Below are 19826 nucleotides of genomic sequence, written 5' to 3'. Positions count from 1 at the left end.
CCGGCCCATCGGGGGCGGTCGGAGGACCTCAGCGACCCCGGTCAGTCCTCCGTCACGGACTCGAACCGCCACCGGTGGACGGCGCGGGTCACCAACTCGCCGTCCGGCTCGGGCAGTTCGGGCAGGTCCGCGTCGTAGTCGGCGTCCCACCAGGTGATGACGAGGACCCGGTCCCGCGGCGCCCGCAGGATCTCGCGCCGGACCGGCTCCCCCGCGGTCTCCTGCCGTCGCACCCAGGCGAGCAGGTCCCCACCCCGCCCGTCGACGGCACGGGCCTCCCACATCAGCGCGACGGTCACGAGTAGAGGTTCTCCTTGCTGACCTCGTGCACATGATCGTGCGTGTGCGAGTGCCCCGGCACGTGCGGGTCGGTCACCGGCAGGGACGAGTCCGCGGACAGGTCCCAGTCGGAGGCGGAGCGCCCGCGCGCGACCATCTCCGCGCCCAGCGCCGCGACCATCGCGCCGTTGTCCGTGCACAGCTTCGGCCGGGGCACCCGCAGCCGGATCCCGGCGGCCTCGCAGCGCTCCTGGGCCAGGACGCGCAGCCGGGAGTTCGCGGCCACACCGCCGCCGATCATCAGATGGTCGACGCCCTGGTCCTTGCAGGCCCGTACGGCCTTGCGGGTCAGCACGTCCACCACCGCCTCCTGGAAGGACGCGGCCACGTCGCGCACCGGCACCTCCTCGCCCGCCGCCCGCTTCGCCTCGATCCAGCGGGCCACGGAGGTCTTCAGACCGGAGAAGGAGAAGTCGTACGCCGGGTCGCGCGGGCCGGTGAGCCCGCGCGGGAAGGAGATGGCCTTCGGGTCGCCCTCCTTGGCGTACCGGTCGATGACCGGGCCGCCGGGGAAGCCGAGGTTCAGCACGCGTGCGATCTTGTCGAAGGCCTCGCCGGCCGCGTCGTCGATGGTGGCGCCCATCGGCCGTACGTCGGAGGTGATGTCGGTGGAGAGCAGCAGCGAGGAGTGCCCGCCGGACACCAGCAGCGCCATCGTCGGCTCCGGCAGCGCGCCGTGCTCCAGCTGGTCCACGCAGATGTGCGAGGCGAGGTGGTTGACGCCGTACAGCGGCTTGCCCAGGGCGTACGCGTACGCCTTCGCCGCCGAGACCCCGACGAGCAGCGCGCCGGCGAGTCCGGGCCCGGCGGTCACCGCGATCCCGTCGAGGTCACGGGCGCTCACCCCGGCGTCCTTCAGGGCGCGTTGGATGGTCGGCACCATCGCCTCCAGGTGCGCGCGGGAGGCGACCTCCGGCACGACCCCGCCGAAGCGGGCGTGCTCGTCGACGCTGGAGGCGATGGCGTCCGCGAGCAGGGTGGTGCCGCGGACGATGCCGACGCCGGTCTCGTCGCAGGAGGTCTCGATGCCGAGGACGAGCGGTTCGTCAGCCATTGATCTCGGTTCCTTGTACGCCGTTTACTGAGGTGGAAGGGTCGTTGAGGCGCATCACCAGGGCGTCGACGTTCCCCGGCTGGTAGTAGCCGCGCCGGAAGCCGATGGGTTCGAAGCCGAAGCGCTCGTACAGCTTCTGCGCGCGTACGTTGTCGACGCGGCACTCGAGCATCACCTCGGCGCACTCGAACGCGGTCGCGGCCCGCAGCAGTTCGGCCAGCAGCCGGGCGCCGAGGCCGGTGCTCCACTGGTCTCGGCGGACGGCGATCGTCTGCACGTCGCCGAGGTCACCGGCGGCGGCGAGCCCCGCGTACCCGACGAGCCGGTCGCCGTCGAGGGCGACCACGTACCGGCGCGTGGCCTCCGGCCCGCGGGCGTGGGCCAGTTCGGACCAGAACATCCCCCGCGACCAGGCGTCCTCGGGGAAGAGGTCCTTCTCCAGCGCCAGGACGGGATCGATGTCCCACCAGCGCATCTCGCGCAGCACGACGGTCACTTGGGGGTGACCACCTTGTAGTTCTTGGGCACCTGGGCGTCCGGGCGGCGCAGATAGAGCGGCCGGGGCGGCTCCAGTTCCTCGCCCGCGGCCAGCCGCTCCGCCGCCAGCGACGCCAGCGCGGCCGCCGAGACGTGCTCGGGCGCGCGGGCGTCCGGGAAGGTGTCGGGGTAGAGCAGGGCGCCCGCGCCGACGGCGGGCAGGCCGTCGAGGGCGAGGTCGCCGGGCCGGTCGACGGCGGGCTCGGAGACGCGGGTGCGCGAGTCGGCGTACCGGGCCCAGTACACCTCCTTGCGCCGCGCGTCCGTCGCGACGACGAAGGGGACGTCGAGGTCGGCGGCGTAGGCGAGCGCGTCGAGGGTGCACAGGCCGTGCACCGGGACGCCGAGCGCGAGGCCGAAGGTGTCGGCGGTCATGAGGCCGACGCGCAGCCCCGTGTACGGGCCGGGGCCGACGCCGACGACGACGCCGGTGACGGCGTCGAGCCGCAGGCCGGCCTCGGCGAGCACGCGGTCGACGGCGGGCAGCAGCAGCTCTCCGTGCCGGCGCGCGTCCACCTGGCTCGACGAGGCGATGACGGACGTGCCGTCGTGCAGGGCGACGGTCACGGCGGGGGTGGCGGTATCCAGAGCGAGCAAGAGCACGCAAACAGCGTACGGCGCCCGGGGGGTGTCCGGCGGACGGAAGCACGGCCGCCGTGGTCTGCCGGACCCGTGCTGCTACCGTCACCACACAGGACATACTGGGCACGATCAAGGTACGAGAGGTGGCACAGGGTGGCCAGGAGCAGCTCGGGATTCGTGGCCGGGCTCACCGCCGCGGCTGTCGCCGTGGTCGGCTTCCTCGCCTACCAGGCGTCGGCGAACGCGCCGGACCACCTGGCCGGGCCCCGCGTGGGCACGTCCCCCGCGGTCTCCACCACGAAGGCACCCCGGGACCGGAAGAACCCGGCGGCGCTGCCCGGTGACTCCGGCACCGGCGAGCGGGTCGTCTACTCGATCGACGACGACCGGGTGTGGCTGGTCGGGGAGAACAACAGGACCCAGCGCACCTTCGCGGTCACGCCCGGCACGCTGGACCCGGTCGTGGGCACGTACGAGGTCACCTCACGGGGCAGGATCGTCACCGGATCGGACGGCGCGCAGATCGAGCACGTCGTGCGGTTCAGCGTGGTCGACGGCATCGTGATCGGCTTCAGCGCGGCCACGGACGGCTCGACGGCCGCCCCCGACCCCGGGAAGAAGCTCGGCGGCATCCGCGAGTCCCGCGCCGACGGCGACGCGATGTGGACCTTCGCGACGGTCGGCGTCAAGGTCGTCGTCATCCAGTAGACCGACCCGGCCGTCACCGAGCGATCGACGCCCAACAGAACGCCCGTCAGAGGCGCGGGGAACTGTGCGCCCACCCGGCACCGGCTCGGAGTCGACCCCGCCGTCACCGAGCGATCGACGCCCAGCGGAGCGCCCCGTCAGGGACGCGGGGAACTGCGCGCCCAGCCACACTCCACCCGCACCCGCAGAACCCACCCGTGGCCGACCGACCTCGTCACCACACCCAGCGGAGCGGCTACGCGGCGTCGCGGGACCGCTCGTCCCCCCGACCGGCCTCCGACAACGGCGCCCGCGGCGCCCGGGGCGGCCTCGACACCGCCTCGGCGGCGGCGCACGACGCCAGCAGGTCCCGCATCGACACCCCGGCCACCGCACGCGGCTGCTGCGCCGGCAGGTCGCGCCCGTCACGTTCTGATGCCGACATGGACGCCTCCTGGGGCTTCGGGGGCAAGCGTGGTTAGGTACACCTAACTACGGCCTGATCTCCATGTGACCACGGCCGGGATGCCGAACGCAACATCTTGCCGACGACTTGTCGGAACCCGTACGAAGAACGCGCGGCCCGCGTCGGAGCCCGAAGCCCTGGCTACACCGTGAGCCCGCTCAGGTCGGCGGCCGCCCAGCGCGCGCCGAGCCCGGTCAGTGTGACGTGCCGTACCTCGTCCGTGGTGTCGCCCACCGCCCGGTGGATGACGACGTGCAGGCGGTCGTCGGTCAGCTCCTCGACCTTGCCCTCGCCCCACTCCACGACGATCACCGAGTCGGAGAGCGACACGTCGAGGTCGAGGTCCTCCATCTCGTCGAGCCCGCCGCCCAGGCGGTACGCGTCCACGTGCACGAGCGGCGGGCCGTCGCCGAGGGAGGGGTGCACGCGGGCGATGACGAACGTCGGGGACGTGACGGCGCCCCGTACGCCCAGCCCCTCGCCGAGTCCGCGGGTCAGGGTCGTCTTGCCCGCGCCGAGTTCCCCGTTGAGCATCACCAGGTCACCCGCGCGCAGCAGATCGGCCAGGTGAAGACCCAGCTCCCGCATCTGCTCGGGCGAGTTGACGGTGATCCGGACGCCGGCCCGCGCGGCGGCGGGCTCAGCCGGGTTGTGCGGTGCTGCTGGTGCTTCCATAGCCGCCCACGGTAGCCCCTGCCGGGACGGCGCCCGCGCGCATCAGAAGGTCGGCGAGGCGGTCCATGACCACCTCGGGGCGCTCCAGCATGACCAGGTGTCCGGCGTCCGGTACGAGCACCAGCTCGGCGTCGGGCAGCAGGTCGGCGATCGCCTCGCTGTGCTCGCTGGGCGTCACCATGTCCCCGACGCCGGCCAGCACCAGCACCGGCATGTCGGCGAAGTGCGCCAGTGCCTCGGTCTTGTCGTGGTCGGTGAAGGCCGGGTAGAACTCCGCGACCACGTCGATCGGTGTGCCCTCGATCATCCGCTCGGCGAACCGGGCGATGGCCGGGTCGACGTCCCGGGAGGCGAAGGAGTACCGCTTGATGATCCCCGCGAACAGGTCGGCCGTGGCCCGCCGTCCGCGCTCCACCAGGGCGGCCTGCTGACCGAGCGCCTTCAGCACCCCGGGCAGCACCCGCCGTACCGCGTTGACGCCCGCGACGGGCAGCCCGAAGTTGACCTCACCGAGCCGCCCGGACGACGTACCGACGAGGGCGACGGCGACGACCCGGTCCCTGATCAGCTCGGGGTACTGGTCGGCGAGGGCCATGACGGTCATGCCGCCCATCGAGTGCCCGACCAGCACCACCGACCCCTCGGGCGCGGCGGCGTCGATGACGGCCTTCAGGTCCCGGCCGAGCTGGTCGATGGTGACCGGCGTGCCGTCCGTCGACTGGGCGACCCCGCGCCCGGAACGGCCGTGACTGCGCTGGTCCCAGTGCACCGTGCGCACCACCCCGCGCAGCGCGGCGCGCTGGAAGTGCCAGGAGTCCTGGTTGAGGCAGTAGCCGTGGCTGAAGACGACCGTGACGGGGGCCGGGGCCTTGCGGCCGAAGAGCCGGCGGCGACGCGGGGTGAACGTGACGTCCTGCTCGATGTCGTCCACCTCGTAGTACAACTCGGTGCCGTCGTCCGCGTACGCCTTGCCCGGGGTGCCGCGCAAGGAGCCGTACGGGCCGGTCGAGTCGAGCGCGAGGCGCGCCTTGCTGCGCATGCCGCGGCCGACCGTGAGCCTCTCTATGGCGACTCCGGCCGCGGCCCCCGCGGCGACCACGCCTATGGCGACACCGGCGATACCGGCCTTGCGCCAGTTCCCGGCGGCGGAGGCGACGGCCGCCGCGGCGACGTCCGTCACGGCCTCCGCGCTGCTCTCGCTCACGTACCGCTCCTCTTCGCCGGGATCTCGTCCACTGATGCGTCCGTTGGTATCGGTGGTGCTGTTGCTCTTGCTGTTGCTCTTGCTCTGGTTGTTCCTGTTGCTCTTGCTGTGACTGACACCGCCACCGGTGTCGGCATGTCCTGTTGTCCTGCACGGGACACTCTGTGCGGTTACCCGTCCTGTTCCCTGTTCACGTGTACGCGTGGCACCCGGGTTCCGATCCGGGTGACGATCTCGTACGCGATCGTGCCCGCCGCCCGCGCCCAGTCCTCGGCGGTCGGCTCACCGCGGTCGCCCGGACCGAAGAGGACCGCCTCCGTGCCGGGCGCCGGCTCGTCCCCGCCGAGGTCGACCACGAACTGGTCCATCGCGACCCGGCCCGCGACCGTCCGCCATTTGCCGCCGACCAGCACCGGTCCGGTACCGGAGGCGTGCCGGGGGATGCCGTCCGCGTAGCCGACGGGGATCAGGCCGAGGGTGGTGGGCCCCGGAGTGACGTAGTGGTGCCCGTAACTGACACCGTGTCCACCCGGTACGTGCTTGACCAGCGCCAGCGACGCGCTCAGCGTCATCACCGGGCGCAGCCCGAAGTCGGCCGGGGTGCCGATCTCGGGGCTGGGCGAGATGCCGTAGACCGCGATCCCCGTACGGACGAGGTCGAAGTGGCTCTCGGGCAGGGTCAGCGTCGCCGGCGAGTTGGCGATGTGCCGCACCTCGGGGCGCACGCCCCGCTCCTCGGCGTACGCCACCATCTCGCGGAACAGGGTCAGTTGGGCCCGCACGGACGGGTGGCCGGGCTCGTCGGCGCAGGCGAAGTGCGACCAGAGGCCGGTGATCCGGATCCGACCCCCGGCCTCTGCGCGCAGGGCCTCCGCGACCAGCTCGGGCCAGTCGGCGGGCTGGCAGCCGCTGCGTCCGAGTCCGGTGTCGGCCTTGAGCTGGACGCGGGCCGGGACGCCGGCGGCCGCGGCCGCCGCGACGACCTCCCGCAGTGCCCACATCCCGCTGACCGACACGTCGAGGTCGGCCTCCACGGCCTCCCGCCAGGGACCGCCCGGGGTCCACAGCCAGCACATGACGCGCCCCGGGATGCCCGCCGCCCGCAGGGCGAGGGCTTCCTCGGGGGTGGCGGTGCCGAGCCAGGTGGCGCCGGCCTCGAGCGCCGCGCGGGCGCACGGGACCGCGCCGTGGCCGTACGCGTCGGACTTGACCACGGCCATCACGGCCGCGGACGGCGCGTGGGCGCGCAGGGTCCGCACGTTGGCCCGCAGGGCGGCCAGGTCGATCTCTGCGCGGGCGCGCAGCGGTGCTGTCTCGTTCATCGCGCCCCCAGTGTCTCAGAGGGGTCCGACGGCCCCCCTGTGCCGGTGCCCTTCGGGCGCCCCGGACGGTCTCGGACGATCTCCGGCTCCGACGGCCTCGGACGCCGCCGGACGGTCAGGTACCGGCCCTGCGGCCCCAGACGGACACCCGGTCGCCCTTCTTGAGCACGTTCCACAGCGTGCGGGCGTCGGCGAGGCGCAGATTGACGCAGCCCCACGAGCCGTGCGGGTCGTAGATGCTGCCGTAGACGGCGTGGAAGGCCTGGCCGCCGCTGAAGAACTGGCTGTACGGCATGGGGCTGTTGTACAGCGTCGACCAGTGGTTCTTGTGCTTCCAGTAGATCTTGAACTGGCCGGTCCTGGTCCGGTAACCGGCCCGCCCGCTGCGCATCGGCACCGGTCCCCACAGCACCTTCTTCCCCTTCTGCACCCAGGTGAGCTGACGGGTCAGGTCCACACAGGCGACGCGGGAGGAGCGGACGTGGCACTTCCCGGCCGCGTTCGGATTCTTGCGCGCGGACAGCAGCTGCATACGGGCCCAGGTCACGGGTCCGGCGAAACCGGTGGCCGGCTTGATCCCGTGGCGGGTCTGGAAGGTCCGGATCGCGCGGCAGTCGCCGCCGGACTGCTTCCCGTCCGCCTTCAGCTTCAGCCAGCGCTCGACCTGGCGCTGGTAGGGGCCGGTCCGCCTGCTGCACGACAGGGCCTTGTCGGCGGCATCGCCCGGCGGGACGTACTCGATCAGGGCGTCCGCCTCGGGGGCGGCGTCCCGCGGTTCGACGGCGTCCTCGCGGGCGCTGGGCGTGTACACCTCCGGCGCGAGCATCTGGTCCGGCGTGTCCGCCGGCCCCTGCCACGACTGCCGCGGGCCGGGCGCCACACCGGGCACCAGGCTCCCCACGGCGGACGCCGCGCCGGGCACCAGCGGGCTTTCCGGGCCGGGGGTCAGGGGGCCGTCCGCTTCGGCCAGGGCGGTCTGTGCGGGCAGTACGGTCAGCAGCGCCAGCATCACCGCCGCGCTTCGCCAGGCCATTCGTCTGCTCATCATCATGCACTCAGCGATACGCAACGTGGGGGCGGGAGGGGGTGAGCCGCGCGGACGGGGTCCCCCGTAATGGGCAACGCACCAGCCTCTTTCGCCCCCGGACCCCCGCAGCGCCCGAAGGGCTCGTCCTCAAGCGCCGGACAGGCTGAAAATCTCCAGCCCAGGCCCGCACATCCGGCCCGTCCGGCGTTTGAGCCAAGGCCCTTGAGGCCGGAGCGGGGGTCCGGGGGCGGCAGCCCCCAGGTACGGGACGGCCGGGGTCACCCCGTCACGTCGCGCCACGCGTCCCGTACCGCCTCCGCCACGTCATGCGCCCCCACCGGCGCGCCCTCCGCCGCGAGCCGCCCCGCCAGCCCATGGAGATACGCCCCCGCACTCCCGGCGTCCAGCGCCGACAGCCCCGACGCGAGCAACGACCCGGCAAGCCCGGACAGCACATCCCCGCTCCCCGCCGTGGCCAGCCACGCGGTCCCCGTCGGATTGACCCGCACGACCCCGCCCCCCGGATCGGCGACCAGCGTCGTCGACCCCTTCAGCAGCACCGTCGCCCCGTACCGCGCCGCCAGCTCGCGCACGGACGCCAGCCGGGCGCCCTCCACCGACTCCCGCGACACCCCGAGCAACGCCGCCGCCTCGCTTAAGCATGCGGGGTCAGCAGCGTCGGCGCGGTACGCGCACGCACCGTCGCGCGATCGGCCAGCCGCAGCCCGTCCGCGTCGACGAGCACCGGCACCTCCGCCTCCAGCACCTCGGCCACCGCCGACGCGTCGTCCCCGGCACCGGGCCCGACCACCCACGCCTGCACCCGCCCGGCCCGCGCGGGCCCCAGGTCCGACACCAGCGCCTCGGGGAAACGGGAGATCACGGCGTCCGCCGCGGGCCCCACGTAGCGCACCGCCCCGGCGCCACCGCGCAGCGCGCCGGAGACGGCGAGCACGGCGGCCCCGGGGTACCGGGCGGACCCGGCCGCGATCCCCACCACGCCCCGCCGGTACTTGTCGCTCTCCGCCCCCGGCGCGGGCAGCCGCGCCGCCACGTCCACGTGCTGCAGGGCCTCCAGTTCGGGCGCGTCGGGCAGATCGAGCCCGATGTCGACGAGGCGTACGGAACCGGCGTACTCGCGCGCCGGATCGATCAGCAGCCCCGGCTTGTGGGTGCCGAAGGTCACCGTCAGATCGGCGCGGACCGCCGGGCCGTGGACCTCTCCGGTGTCCGCCTCGACACCGCTCGGCAGGTCCACTGCGACGACCACCGCGCGGGAGTCCGCGGCGTATTCCGCGAGCGGCGCCGCGTCGGGCCGCAGTCCGCCCTTGCCCCCGATCCCCACGATGCCGTCGACGACGAGGTCGGCCCGCCGGATCTGTTCCCGCGCGGTGCCGAAGCCGTCCCCGCGCGCGACCGTGGCCCCGCCGGCCCGTCGCAGCGCTGCCAGCCCCCCGGCATGGGTGCGTTCGGGCGCGAGCAGCAGCGCGGTGACGCCGGCCCCACGGCGGGCGAGACGCGCGCCCGCGTACAGCGCGTCCCCGCCGTTGTCCCCGCTGCCGATCAGCAGCACGACCCGGCTGCCGTACACCCGCCCCAGCACGTCCGCGCAGGCGGCGGCGAGTCCGGCGGCCGCCCGCTGCATCAACGCCCCCTCGGGGAGCCGTGCCATCAGCTCCTGTTCGGCGGTCCTCACGGTCTCCACGCTGTACGCAGTACGCATGGACCGAGTCTCCCGTACGGAGCCCCTCCGTGCCGCCCCGGCCGCCCCGGCTCGTGCCGCGGCCGGCCCCGCTATCCCTCCGCGATCACCACCGCCGAAGCCACGCCCGCGTCGTGGCTGAGCGACACATGCCACGACATGACGCCCAGTTCGGCCGCGCGCGCCGCCACGGTGCCCCGCACCCGCAGCCGCGGCCGGCCGCTGTCCTCGACGTAGACCTCGGCGTCCGTCCAGTGCATTCCGGCCGGAGCGCCCAGCGCCTTGGCGACCGCCTCCTTCGCGGCGAATCGCACGGCGAGGGACGCGATGCCCCGCCGCTCCCCGCTCGGCAGGTGCAACTCCTGTTCCACGAAGAGCCGTTGGGCCAGTCCCGGCGTACGCTCCAGCGACGCGCGGAACCGGTCGATCTCGGCCACGTCGATACCGACCCCGATGATGCTCATGCCGAGCACCCTACGGCCGTCCGGCCCACCGTCCCGATATCTGCCGCCGCCGTCCTGTCACGGCTCCGCTCCGGCTCCGGGCGCGGGCCCGGAGCGGACGAACCGCGGTGGAAGCGGTCCGGCGGCCGCCGGACGCGCTCACTCCACCGTCACCGACTTCGCCAGGTTGCGCGGCTGGTCCACCTCGTTGCCCCGCGCCGTCGCCAGCTCGCAGGCGAACACCTGCAGGGGAACCGTGGCCACCAGCGGCTGGAGCAGCGTCGGGGTCACCGGGATGCGGATCAGGTGGTCGGCGTACGGCACCACCGCCTCGTCGCCCTCCTCCGCGATCACGATCGTGCGCGCGCCCCTGGCCCGGATCTCCTGGATGTTGGACACGATCTTGTCGTGCAGGACGGACCGGCCGCGCGGCGAGGGCACGACCACGACGACCGGCAGATCCTCCTCGATCAGCGCGATCGGCCCGTGCTTCAGCTCCCCCGCCGCGAAGCCCTCGGCGTGCATGTACGCCAGTTCCTTGAGCTTGAGGGCACCCTCCAGCGCGACCGGGTAGCCGACATGCCGGCCGAGGAACAGGACGGTCCGCTTGTCCGCGAGCGTCCGCGCCAGTTCCCGTACCGGCTCCATGGTCTCCAGGACCCGCTCGACCTCGCCGGAGATGTGGGACAGGTCCCGGATCACGGCCTGGATCTCGTCGCCCCACTTGGTGCCGCGCACCTGGCCGAGGTACAGCGCGACCAGGTAGCAGGCCACCAGCTGGGTGAGGAACGCCTTGGTCGAGGCGACCGCGACCTCCGGGCCCGCGTGCGTGTAGAGCACCGCGTCCGACTCGCGCGGGATCGTCGAGCCGTTGGTGTTGCAGATCGCCAGCACCTTGGAGCCCTGGTCGCGCGCGTGCCGCAGTGCCATCAGGGTGTCCATGGTCTCGCCGGACTGGGAGATCGCGATGACCAGCGCCCGCGCGCCCAGGATGGGATCCCGGTAACGGAACTCGCTGGCCAGCTCCACCTCGCACGGGATACGCGTCCAGTGCTCGATGGCGTACTTGGCGATCAGCCCGGCGTGGAAGGCCGTACCGCAGGCCACGATGACGACCTTGTCGACCTCCCGCAGCTCGCGCACGGGAATGCGCACCTCGTCCAGGCGGAGCGAGCCGCCCGCGTCGATGCGGCCGAGGAGCGTGTCGGCGACCGCCTTGGGCTGCTCGGCGATCTCCTTGAGCATGAAGTAGTCGTAGCCGCCCTTCTCGGCGGCCGCCGCGTCCCAGTCCACGTGGTAGGAGCGCACCTCGGCGGGCCGCCCGTCGAAGCCGGTGACCGTCACCCCGTCCCGGCGCAGCTCCACCACCTGGTCCTGGCCGAGCTCGATCGCCGAACGCGTGTGGTCGATGAACGCGGTGACGTCCGAGGCGAGGAAGGCCTCGCCCTCGCCGACCCCCACCACGAGCGGCGAGTTGCGGCGCGCGCCCACGACCACGTCCGGCATGTCGGCGTGCACCGCGACCAGCGTGAACGCGCCCTCCAGGCGCCGGCACACCAGCCGCATCGCCTCCGCCAGGTCGGCGCAGACCGAGAACTCCTCGGCGAGCAGGTGCGCGACCACCTCGGTGTCCGTCTCGGAGGCCAGCTCGTGGCCGCGCTCGGTCAGTTCGGCGCGGAGCTCGGCGAAGTTCTCGATGATCCCGTTGTGGACGACGGCGACCCGGCCCGCGTTGTCGAGGTGCGGATGCGCGTTCGCATCCGTGGGGCCGCCATGGGTGGCCCAGCGGGTGTGCCCGATCCCGGTCGTCCCGGTCGGCAGCGGCCGGTCGACCAGCTCCTTCTCCAGGTTGACCAGTTTCCCGGCCCTCTTCGCCGCGGCCAGTCCGCCGTCCGCCGGTACGGCGACACCCGCCGAGTCGTACCCCCGGTACTCCAGTCGCTTCAGTCCGGCCATCACCACGTCAAGCGCCGACTGCGACCCCACGTATCCCACGATTCCGCACATGCGCGCAGCCTAAGGGCCGACACCCGCCACATCTCGGCATCTCGTGCCCGATATCGGAAATTCCAGCCGCCTTCCCGCACCCTCCCCGGGGCCCCCGGCCGCCCCCGGACGCTCCGGAGCGCCCACCGGAGCCATCCTGACGACCTCGCGTGACGGACCCCACGCCCCACCCCGTCCACACTCCCGTAACAATGGACTGTGATCTCTCCGGTCTCCCCGATGCCCCGGAGCGCCCACCGGCACAAGCCGGAGGCGACTCCCTACGTCGACCTCACCCGTGCCGAGTGGAGCGCGCTGCGCGAGAAGACGCCGCTGCCGCTGAACGCCGAGGAGGTCGAGAAGCTGCGCGGTCTGGGCGATGTCATCGACCTCGACGAGGTGCGGGACATCTATCTGCCGCTGTCCAGACTGCTGAATCTGTACGTCGGTGCCACCGACGGGCTGAGAGGGGCGCTGAACACCTTCCTCGGCGAGAAGGGCTCGCAGTCCGGCACCCCGTTCGTGATAGGCGTGGCGGGGTCGGTCGCCGTCGGGAAGTCCACCGTCGCCCGCCTTCTCCAGGCCCTGCTCTCCCGCTGGCCCGAACACCCACGCGTCGAACTCGTGACCACCGACGGCTTCCTGCTCCCCACCAAGGAGCTGGAGGCACGCGGCCTGATGTCGCGGAAGGGTTTCCCCGAGTCGTACGACCGCCGTGCCCTCACCCGGTTCGTCGCCGACATCAAGGCGGGCAAGGACGAGGTCACCGCCCCCGTCTACTCCCACCTCATCTACGACATCGTCCCCGGCCAGAAGCTCACGGTCCGCCGTCCCGACATCCTCATCGTCGAAGGCCTGAACGTGCTGCAGCCCGCCCTGCCGGGCAAGGACGGCCGCACCCGCGTCGGCCTCGCCGACTACTTCGACTTCAGCGTGTACGTCGACGCCCGCGCCGAGGACATCGAGGCCTGGTACCTCAACCGCTTCCGCAAGCTGCGCGCCACCGCCTTCCAGAACCCCTCCTCGTACTTCCGCAAGTACACCCAGGTCTCCGAGGAGGAGGCGCTCGACTACGCCCGCACGACCTGGCGGACCATCAACAAGCCCAACCTGATGGAGAACGTGGCCCCCACCCGCGGCCGCGCCGCCCTCGTCGTCCGCAAGGGCCCGGACCACAAGGTGCAGCGCCTTAGCCTGCGCAAGCTGTAGTCCCGCGCCGGGCGTTCGGCACTAGCCTGCACGGCATGCTGCATCTGCGTCTGATCACCCCGGCCGGACGGACCGACGAGGTGGTGCGCCTGATCGGGCGTACGGTCGGCACCACCCATCTCGTCGTGCTGCCGGGCGCCGCCCGCGACCCCGTCGGGGACGTCGTGATGTGCGACGTCGCACGCGAGGCGGGCGACGAACTCATCGGCGCGCTGCGGGAGTTCGACCTCGAACGGACCGGCTCGATCGCCGTCGAGAACATCGATCTGTCGCTCTCCAGCCGCGCCGACGAGGCCGAGGAGGAGGCGCCGGGCGAGGGTGCGGACGCGGTGCTGTGGGAGCACCTGGCGGACGCCTCGCACGAGGAGTCGACGCTGAGCGTCACGTATGCGGCGCTGCTCGCGGTCGCGACGATGCTCGCGGCCTGCGGTGTGATGCTGGACAACGCGATCCTGATCGTCGGCGCGATGGCCGTGGGACCGGAGTTCGGGCCGCTCGCCGGGATCTCGACGGCGCTGGTGCGGCGCGCCCCGCACCTGGTGTGGCGGTCGCTGTGGGCGCTGCTCGCGGGGTTCGCCCTCGCCATGGTGCTGACCGCGGGCTTCAGTCTGCTCCTCGACGGCCTGGGCCTGTTCGAGAAGGCGATGGTGGAGGCCCCCCGGCCGAACACGGCCTTCATCTGGAAGCCCGACTGGATGTCCTTCGTCGTGGCCTTCCTCGCGGGGATCGCGGGCACCCTGTCCCTCACGTCCGCGAAGTCGGGCGCGCTGATCGGCGTCGCGATCTCGGTGACCACGGTCCCGGCGGCGGCGAACGCGGCGGTCGCCCTCAGCTACGCGGACTACTCCCAGACCTGGGGCTCCACCTGGCAGTTGCTCGCCAACCTGGGCGGCATCGTGCTCGCGGGCACGCTCACCCTGCTCGCCCAGAAGTGGTTCTGGGCGAGACAGCGTGCGGTGACACCCCTCGGTTAGCCGAGCGAGGACTTCACGGCGTCCGCGAGCCGACCGGCCACCGACCGGGCGTGGTCGATGTCGGCGGCCTCGACCATGACCCGGACGAGCGGCTCGGTGCCGGAGGGACGCAGCAGCACCCGCCCGGTGGTGCCGAGTTCACGCTCGGCCTCGACGACCGCGGCCGCCAGCTCGGCGGAGCTGTTCACCCGCGAGCGGTCGACGTCGGGGACGTTGATGAGGACCTGCGGCAGCCGCTCCATGACGGACGCGAGGTCGTGGAGCGTACGGCCCGTCTGGGCGACCCGGGCCGCCAGCATCAGGCCGGTCAGCGTGCCGTCGCCGGTCGTCGCGTGGTCCAGGATGATCACGTGGCCGGACTGCTCGCCACCGAGCGCGTAGCCGTGCTGCTTCATCTCCTCCAGGACGTAGCGGTCACCGACCGCGGTCTGGATGAGGGCGACGCCCTCCCGCTCCATGGCGAGCTTGAAGCCCAGATTGGACATGACCGTCGCGACAACGGTGTCGGAGCGCAGTGCGGAACGCTCCCGCATCGCCAGCGCGAGTACGGCCAGGATCTGGTCGCCGTCCACCTCGGCGCCCGTGTGGTCCACGGCGAGGCAGCGATCGGCGTCACCGTCGTGCGCGATACCGAGATCGGCGCCGTGCTCGACGACGGCGGCCTTGAGGAGGTCGAGGTGCGTGGAACCGCAGCCGTCGTTGATGTTCAGGCCGTCAGGGGCGGTACCGATCGTGACGATCTCCGCGCCGGCCCGCGTGAAGGCCTCCGGGGACACCCGGGCGGCGGCACCGTGCGCCTCGTCGAGGACGACCTTGAGACCGTCGAGACGGTTCGGGAGGACACCGATCAGGTGGGCGACGTACTGGTCGAAGCCCTCGTCGTACGAGCGCACGCGCCCGACGCCCGAACCCGTCGGCCGGTCCCACGGAGCACCGGTGCGGTGCTCGTCGTACACGGCCTCGATCCTGTCCTCCAGCTCGTCGGCGAGCTTGTGGCCGCCGCGGGCGAAGAACTTGACGCCGTTGTCCGGCATGGCGTTGTGGCTGGCCGACAGCATCACACCGAGGTCGGCACCCAGCGCACCGGTGAGATACGCCACCGCCGGGGTGGGCAGCACACCGACGCGCAGGACGTCCACGCCCGCGCTGGCCAGACCCGCGACCACGGCGGCCTCCAGGAACTCCCCGGACGCGCGCGGATCCCGCCCGACCACTGCCACCGGCCGGTGGCCCTCGAACGTACCCGCCTCGGCCAGCACATGCGCCGCCGCGACGGAGAGACCGAGCGCCAGCTCGGCCGTCAGATCCGCGTTGGCGACACCGCGCACGCCGTCCGTGCCGAAGAGTCGTCCCACTGGTGTCCTCCTGATGATGCTCAGTATTCGGAAGTCATCCGATCATGCAAGCCTTTGAGCGCCTTGTGCCGTTATACGCCCTGGGCTGGTGATAAACGAACGCCCCGACGGCACACAGCGTGCCGCCGGGGCGAACGGTCGTACGAAAACCAGCAGGCGGTGATTAACGCTTGCTGTACTGCGGGGCCTTACGGGCCTTCTTGAGACCGGCCTTCTTGCGCTCGACCGCACGGTCGTCGCGCTTGAGGAAGCCGGCCTTCTTGAGCGCCGCGCGGTTGTTGTCGACGTCGGCCTCGTTCAGCGCGCGGGCGACACCGAGACGGAGCGCACCGGCCTGACCGGAGACGCCGCCACCCGAGATGCGGGCGATGACGTCGTAGCGGTTGTCGAGCTCGAGCACCTTGAAGGGCTCGTTGACTTCCTGCTGGTGCACCTTGTTGGGGAAGTAGTCCTCAAGGGTGCGACCGTTGATCTTCCACTTGCCGGTGCCCGGGACGATCCGGACGCGGGCGATGGCGTTCTTGCGACGGCCCAGGCCGGCGGCCGGCTGCGGGTCGCCGAAGCGGCCGGCGAGCGACTCCGAGGTGTACTCGCCCTCGACGGGGACCTCGGACTCGGTGGTGTAGTTCTCGATGTCGACGAGCTCAGTCTCTTCGACCGGCTGCTCAACGGTGGTCTCGGCCACGATTCTCCTCAGATTCTTTTTCGTCTTAGGGGGTGGCCGGAACTACTGCGCGACCTGGGTGATCTCGAACGGGACCGGCTGCTGCGCAGCGTGCGGGTGGTTCTCGCCCGCGTAGACCTTCAGCTTCGAGAGCACCTGACGGCCCAGGGTGTTCTTCGGAACCATGCCCTTGATGGCCTTCTCGACGGCCTTCTCGGGGTTCTTCGCCAGCAGCTCGTCGTAGCGGACGGAGCGCAGACCACCCGGGTAACCGGAGTGGCGGTACGCCAGCTTCTGGGTCTTCTTGTTGCCGGAGAGGTGCACCTTGTCGGCGTTGATGATGATGACGAAGTCACCAGCGTCGACGTGGGGCGCATAGATCGGCTTGTGCTTGCCCCGCAGGATGTTCGCTGCAGTGGTCGCCAGACGACCCAGGACGACATCCTGGGCGTCGATGACGTACCACTGGCGAGTGATGTCGCCGGGCTTGGGGCTGTACGTACGCACGGTCGTAGCCTTCGCTTCTTCAGTGAGTGGGTCCTGACATGGCCACCACGGACGATCACGACAGCCCTGACCGCACCTCGGTGACGCATACCGAGTGCTGGTCGCTGGTCATCGGCCCCGGTGGACCGGTGTAAGGGCCCCTCACGTGAGAATGAGCAAGCCAATACACATAACGAACTGCAAGAGTACCCGCGCTTCCCCGGACGGGTCAAAACGCGGCTCTTGCGGCAGGCGTCACGGGCGGTCGTCCGGGCGGATGGGACATCCCTCGGCTCCGGGCGCTGTGCGCGCCCCGAGGCCGCTTTCCGGCCGCACAACCCATTCGCAGCCTGCGTACCCAGCGTAAGCCAGTCACATAGGACACGCCGCGTCACCGGCCTGGCGCCCGTGTGAGGAACCCCACGGAATCCGCCTTCGCGCGACGCTCCGCGCCCCGGCGCGCCGCCGGGGGGCGTGACGTACCAACCACCCGGAGATGTGAGTTTTGCCCGTGCGCGGTCGGGTCACGCCAGGGACTCAGGTATCCCCCGGTGCGGAACGGCACCCCCCAACGCCCGTCTAAGATGCGCCCCATGAGCTATGGGCAGGGTGGGCAGGGGGAGCCCCCGTGGGATCCGTGGAAGCCTGGTTCTCAGCAACCCGACTGGGGCAGTGGGAACCGGACTCCGGACTGGGCGGCACTCGCCGAGGCGTCCGAGACGCGCAACAGGCGCCGCAGGCTGCTGGTGATCGGCGGCTCGGCGATCGCCACGCTCGCGGTCGGCGCGGCCGTCGCCGTGGCCGTCGTCTCCGCGAACGGCGACAACACGGCGTCGAACCAGTCCGGCAAGCTGCCCAGCACCACGGCCCTCCCGAGCGACACCACCGCGCCGACGCCCTCGTTCGCGCCGACCTCGGCCCCTCCGCCGCTGGATCCGATGGACTTCATATCCAGCGCAAAGAAGGACACCGCTCCGCTCAGCCCGGACATCCTCTTCCCCGGTTCGCAGCTGACCGTGGGTGACCGCGTCTACCGCAAGGGCCCGACCGCCTCGACCACGAAGTGCGCGACGGGCGTGCAGAGGACGCTCCCCAAGGTCCTCACCGACAACGGCTGCACCCGGCTGCTGCGCGTCACCTACAGCAAGGACGGCGTCGCCGTGACCGTGGGCGTCGCGGTCTTCGACACCAAGGCCCAGGCGGACAAGGCCAAGGCCCAGGCGGACAGCAAGAGCATCATCACCTCGCTGCCCGGCCAGGGTGTCGCCACCTTCTGCCGTACGGCGGTCTGCCGCTCGACCACCAACTCCGTCGGCCGCTACGCCTACTTCACCCTGGCCGGCTTCACCAACGGCAAGGACGCGACGGCCAAGAGCGCCGAGGTCTTCAGCACCGGCGACGACCTGGCCGAGTTCGCCTTCCGCCAGATCCGCCGACGCGGCGAGGCCCAGGCCTCGTCGGCGGCCAACCAGTAGTCACCGGCCGGCCGCCGCGGGTGGACGGGGCCGCTCCCGGCCACCCCCACCGGGCGGCCGGACACCCGCGCGGCGCACCCGAGCCGTCCAGGGCCCGGAGGCCCTAGCAGTTGTCACACCCCGGCGCCCCGGGAAGGGTGCGCTTGTTGCGCGCCTCCTTGTTGCGCGCGGCCAGCAGCTCGTCGGCGGGATAGCCGACCTCCTCCAGCGTCAGCCCGTGCGGCCGTACGACATGGACGGCCGAGTCCCGTACGGCGGCGGCCAGCACCTTGGCGGGCCACTCGGGCCCGCGGTGGCCGTCCCCCACGAACAGCAGCGCCCCGATCAGCGAACGCACCATGTTGTGGCAGAAGGCGTCGGCGCGGACGGTCGCGGTGATGATCCCGTCGTCCCCGCGCACCAGGCTCAGCTCCTGGAGCGTACGGATGGTCGTCGCGCCCTCACGCTTCTTGCAGTAGGCGGCGAAGTCGTGCTCGCCCACGAGCCCGGCCGCCGCCTGGTTCATGGCGTCGACGTCCAACGGCCAGTCGTGCCACAGGACGTGGTCGCGCAGCAGCGGATCCACACCCCCGGCGTTGTCGGTGACGCGATAGGCGTAACGCCGCCAGATCGCCGAGAAACGCGCGTTGAACCCGGCGGGCGCCTCGGCCAGGGCCCACACCCGCACGTCCTTCGACAGCCGCCCGGCCAGCCGCTTCAGCAGCTTCTCCCGGTGTTCGGCCCACAGCTCCGCCGGCAGATCGACGTGTGCCACCTGCCCGCGCGCGTGCACCCCGGCGTCGGTGCGCCCGGCGACGGTCAGCTCGTACGTGGTGTCCTTCGTCCGCGTCACCGTCCGCAGCGCGTCCTCGATCTCGCCCTGGACGGTCCTGCGGCCCCCGGCCTGCTTCGCCCACCCGGAAAACTCGCTCCCGTCGTACGACAGGTCCATCCGCACCCGTACGAACCCGGGCTCCGCTTCGTCACTCACTCCTGGATCCTCTCAAGCCCGGCTCTCCTGCCGGAACGCGAAAGCGGGCCCGCCCCCGAAGGGACGGACCCGCTCACAGCAAGGCAGTGCCTCAGGCGTCCTTCGACTCCTCGGCAGGAGCCTCAGCGGCGTCCTCGACCTTGGTGTCCTCGACCTTGGCCGGAGCCTCGGCGTCCTTGGCGGAACGCTTGGTGGCCGCCTCGGCCTCACCGGTGGCCTGCTGGGCCACGGTCAGGGCCTCCACCAGCTCGATGACAGCCATGGGCGCGTTGTCGCCACGGCGGTTACCGATCTTGGTGATACGGGTGTAGCCACCCGGGCGGTTCTCGTAGCGCGGGCCGATCTCGGTGAAGAGCGTGTGCACGATGCTCTTGTCCGTGATCACCGAGAGCACCTGACGGCGGTTGTGAAGGTCACCCTTCTTCGCCTTGGTGACCAGACGCTCCGCGTACGGGCGCAGGCGACGGGCCTTCGCCTCGGTGGTGGTGATGCGGCCGTGCTCGAAGAGCGACTTCGCGAGGTTCGCGAGGAGCAGCTTCTCGTGCGCGGCGCTGCCGCCCAGACGGGCACCCTTGGCGGGCTTCGGCATGGTGTTTCTCCTAGGTGTCTGCCCCGGCCGTACGAGGTACCGAGGTCAGTATCCGAGCAGACGGTCGCCTGTCGGAGATC

General features: G+C 71.9%; 20 protein-coding genes and 1 pseudogene. 4 read left to right on the top strand and 17 right to left on the bottom strand.

Translation table 11 applies throughout. From position 1 onward, the window contains the following. Window positions 1-41: 41 nt before the first annotated feature. Genes HEP85_RS23945 through tsaB form a run of 4 tightly spaced genes read right to left on the bottom strand, consistent with a single transcriptional unit; the run spans window position 42 to window position 2533 of the window. A complete protein-coding gene (locus HEP85_RS23945) occupies window positions 42-299 on the bottom strand; it encodes a hypothetical protein (RefSeq protein ID WP_168529698.1) in 258 nt (85 codons plus the stop codon). Further along, entirely contained in the window at window positions 296-1393 is a 1098-nt protein-coding gene (gene tsaD / locus HEP85_RS23940) for a tRNA (adenosine(37)-N6)-threonylcarbamoyltransferase complex transferase subunit TsaD (RefSeq protein ID WP_168529696.1), read from the bottom strand. The genes HEP85_RS23945 and tsaD overlap by 4 nt, the downstream gene beginning before the upstream one ends. Further along, window positions 1386-1868: a ribosomal protein S18-alanine N-acetyltransferase gene (rimI, locus tag HEP85_RS23935; protein ID WP_168533950.1), complete on the bottom strand. Its 483-nt coding sequence runs from the start codon at window positions 1866-1868 to the stop codon at window positions 1386-1388. Before rimI ends, tsaD begins: the two co-directional genes overlap by 8 nt. Before the next feature lie 17 nt (window positions 1869-1885). After that, window positions 1886-2533: a tRNA (adenosine(37)-N6)-threonylcarbamoyltransferase complex dimerization subunit type 1 TsaB gene (gene tsaB / locus HEP85_RS23930; protein ID WP_168529694.1), complete on the bottom strand. Its 648-nt coding sequence runs from the start codon at window positions 2531-2533 to the stop codon at window positions 1886-1888. Window positions 2534-2665: 132 nt separating this feature from the next. On the opposite strand from tsaB, the gene HEP85_RS23925 reads away from it, so the two are divergent. After that, on the top strand, window positions 2666-3220 hold the full coding sequence (locus HEP85_RS23925; protein ID WP_168529693.1) for a hypothetical protein: 555 nt from the start codon (window positions 2666-2668) through the stop codon (window positions 3218-3220). A 235-nt stretch (window positions 3221-3455) separates the two neighbouring features. Here the strand turns inward: HEP85_RS23925 and HEP85_RS23920 are convergent, their stop codons facing one another. The 8 genes and pseudogenes from HEP85_RS23920 to glmS all read right to left on the bottom strand — a co-directional run bounded on the left by HEP85_RS23920 (window position 3456) and on the right by glmS (window position 12045). Continuing rightward, window positions 3456-3644, bottom strand: a complete 189-nt coding sequence (locus HEP85_RS23920; RefSeq protein ID WP_329289783.1) for a hypothetical protein — start codon at window positions 3642-3644, stop codon at window positions 3456-3458. A 162-nt stretch (window positions 3645-3806) separates the two neighbouring features. Next, window positions 3807-4340, bottom strand: coding sequence for a tRNA (adenosine(37)-N6)-threonylcarbamoyltransferase complex ATPase subunit type 1 TsaE (tsaE, locus tag HEP85_RS23915; protein WP_168529691.1), 534 nt, complete (start codon window positions 4338-4340; stop codon window positions 3807-3809). Then, on the bottom strand, window positions 4306-5544 hold the full coding sequence (locus HEP85_RS23910) for an alpha/beta fold hydrolase (protein WP_168529689.1): 1239 nt from the start codon (window positions 5542-5544) through the stop codon (window positions 4306-4308). Before HEP85_RS23910 ends, tsaE begins: the two co-directional genes overlap by 35 nt. Before the next feature lie 170 nt (window positions 5545-5714). Next, window positions 5715-6866, bottom strand: coding sequence for an alanine racemase (gene alr / locus HEP85_RS23905; protein WP_329289777.1), 1152 nt, complete (start codon window positions 6864-6866; stop codon window positions 5715-5717). A 115-nt stretch (window positions 6867-6981) separates the two neighbouring features. Next, window positions 6982-7899: a L,D-transpeptidase family protein gene (locus HEP85_RS23900; RefSeq protein ID WP_168529687.1), complete on the bottom strand. Its 918-nt coding sequence runs from the start codon at window positions 7897-7899 to the stop codon at window positions 6982-6984. 272 nt (window positions 7900-8171) lie between these two features. After that, window positions 8172-9616, bottom strand: a pseudogene (locus HEP85_RS23895) (NAD(P)H-hydrate dehydratase). 71 nt (window positions 9617-9687) lie between these two features. Continuing rightward, the gene (locus HEP85_RS23890) at window positions 9688-10059 is read right to left on the bottom strand and encodes a holo-ACP synthase (RefSeq protein WP_168529685.1); all 372 of its coding nucleotides are present in this window, start codon (window positions 10057-10059) and stop codon (window positions 9688-9690) included. 138 nt (window positions 10060-10197) lie between these two features. Further along, complete coding sequence (gene glmS, locus HEP85_RS23885; protein ID WP_168529683.1) at window positions 10198-12045, bottom strand: glutamine--fructose-6-phosphate transaminase (isomerizing); 1848 nt, start codon at window positions 12043-12045, stop codon at window positions 10198-10200. A 219-nt stretch (window positions 12046-12264) separates the two neighbouring features. On the opposite strand from glmS, the gene coaA reads away from it, so the two are divergent. Together coaA and HEP85_RS23875 are read left to right on the top strand one after the other, a co-directional pair. Continuing rightward, window positions 12265-13233 carry a type I pantothenate kinase gene (gene coaA, locus HEP85_RS23880; RefSeq protein ID WP_168529681.1) on the top strand — a complete coding sequence of 323 codons (969 nt, stop codon included), beginning with the start codon at window positions 12265-12267 and terminating at the stop codon, window positions 13231-13233. Between the two features lie 35 nt (window positions 13234-13268). Then, window positions 13269-14207, top strand: a complete 939-nt coding sequence (locus tag HEP85_RS23875) for a DUF389 domain-containing protein (RefSeq protein ID WP_168529679.1) — start codon at window positions 13269-13271, stop codon at window positions 14205-14207. Here the strand turns inward: HEP85_RS23875 and glmM are convergent. The 3 genes from glmM to rplM all read right to left on the bottom strand — a co-directional run bounded on the left by glmM (window position 14204) and on the right by rplM (window position 16733). Further along, window positions 14204-15562 carry a phosphoglucosamine mutase gene (gene glmM, locus HEP85_RS23870; RefSeq protein ID WP_168529677.1) on the bottom strand — a complete coding sequence of 453 codons (1359 nt, stop codon included), beginning with the start codon at window positions 15560-15562 and terminating at the stop codon, window positions 14204-14206. The genes HEP85_RS23875 and glmM overlap by 4 nt on opposite strands. A 163-nt stretch (window positions 15563-15725) precedes the next feature. Then, window positions 15726-16247 (bottom strand): 30S ribosomal protein S9, encoded by a 522-nt coding sequence (gene rpsI, locus HEP85_RS23865; RefSeq protein WP_168529675.1) that lies wholly within the window; start codon window positions 16245-16247, stop codon window positions 15726-15728. A gap of 42 nt (window positions 16248-16289) precedes the next feature. Next, window positions 16290-16733, bottom strand: coding sequence for a 50S ribosomal protein L13 (gene rplM / locus HEP85_RS23860; RefSeq protein ID WP_168529673.1), 444 nt, complete (start codon window positions 16731-16733; stop codon window positions 16290-16292). Window positions 16734-17305: 572 nt separating this feature from the next. On the opposite strand from rplM, the gene HEP85_RS23855 reads away from it, so the two are divergent. Continuing rightward, window positions 17306-18187, top strand: coding sequence for a hypothetical protein (locus tag HEP85_RS23855; protein WP_168529671.1), 882 nt, complete (start codon window positions 17306-17308; stop codon window positions 18185-18187). 103 nt (window positions 18188-18290) lie between these two features. On the opposite strand, the gene truA is transcribed toward HEP85_RS23855, so the two are convergent. Next, on the bottom strand, window positions 18291-19157 hold the full coding sequence (gene truA, locus HEP85_RS23850; protein WP_168529669.1) for a tRNA pseudouridine(38-40) synthase TruA: 867 nt from the start codon (window positions 19155-19157) through the stop codon (window positions 18291-18293). A gap of 91 nt (window positions 19158-19248) precedes the next feature. Then, window positions 19249-19746, bottom strand: coding sequence for a 50S ribosomal protein L17 (gene rplQ / locus HEP85_RS23845; protein ID WP_168529668.1), 498 nt, complete (start codon window positions 19744-19746; stop codon window positions 19249-19251). Between the last annotated feature and the right edge of the window lie 80 nt (window positions 19747-19826).

Source organism: Streptomyces sp. RPA4-2, assembly GCF_012273515.2.
Classification (GTDB): Bacteria; Actinomycetota; Actinomycetes; order Streptomycetales; family Streptomycetaceae; genus Streptomyces; species Streptomyces kaempferi.
This window is presented reverse-complemented; position numbering and strand designations above follow the sequence as displayed.

Excerpts from the sequence above, each read along its gene's own strand:
- HEP85_RS23855 (WP_168529671.1), top strand. The coding sequence starts at position 17,306 with ATGAGCTATGGGCAGGGTGGGCAGGGGGAGCCCCCGTGGGATCCGTGG.
- alr (WP_329289777.1), bottom strand. The coding sequence starts at position 6,866 with ATGAACGAGACAGCACCGCTGCGCGCCCGCGCAGAGATCGACCTGGCC.
- tsaE (WP_168529691.1), bottom strand. The coding sequence starts at position 4,340 with ATGGAAGCACCAGCAGCACCGCACAACCCGGCTGAGCCCGCCGCCGCG.
- HEP85_RS23890 (WP_168529685.1), bottom strand. The coding sequence starts at position 10,059 with ATGAGCATCATCGGGGTCGGTATCGACGTGGCCGAGATCGACCGGTTC.
- HEP85_RS23920 (WP_329289783.1), bottom strand. The coding sequence starts at position 3,644 with ATGTCGGCATCAGAACGTGACGGGCGCGACCTGCCGGCGCAGCAGCCG.
- tsaD (WP_168529696.1), bottom strand. The coding sequence starts at position 1,393 with ATGGCTGACGAACCGCTCGTCCTCGGCATCGAGACCTCCTGCGACGAG.
- rplQ (WP_168529668.1), bottom strand. The coding sequence starts at position 19,746 with ATGCCGAAGCCCGCCAAGGGTGCCCGTCTGGGCGGCAGCGCCGCGCAC.
- glmS (WP_168529683.1), bottom strand. The coding sequence starts at position 12,045 with ATGTGCGGAATCGTGGGATACGTGGGGTCGCAGTCGGCGCTTGACGTG.
- coaA (WP_168529681.1), top strand. The coding sequence starts at position 12,265 with ATGCCCCGGAGCGCCCACCGGCACAAGCCGGAGGCGACTCCCTACGTC.
- HEP85_RS23875 (WP_168529679.1), top strand. The coding sequence starts at position 13,269 with ATGCTGCATCTGCGTCTGATCACCCCGGCCGGACGGACCGACGAGGTG.
- rimI (WP_168533950.1), bottom strand. The coding sequence starts at position 1,868 with ATGCGCTGGTGGGACATCGATCCCGTCCTGGCGCTGGAGAAGGACCTC.
- HEP85_RS23900 (WP_168529687.1), bottom strand. The coding sequence starts at position 7,899 with ATGGCCTGGCGAAGCGCGGCGGTGATGCTGGCGCTGCTGACCGTACTG.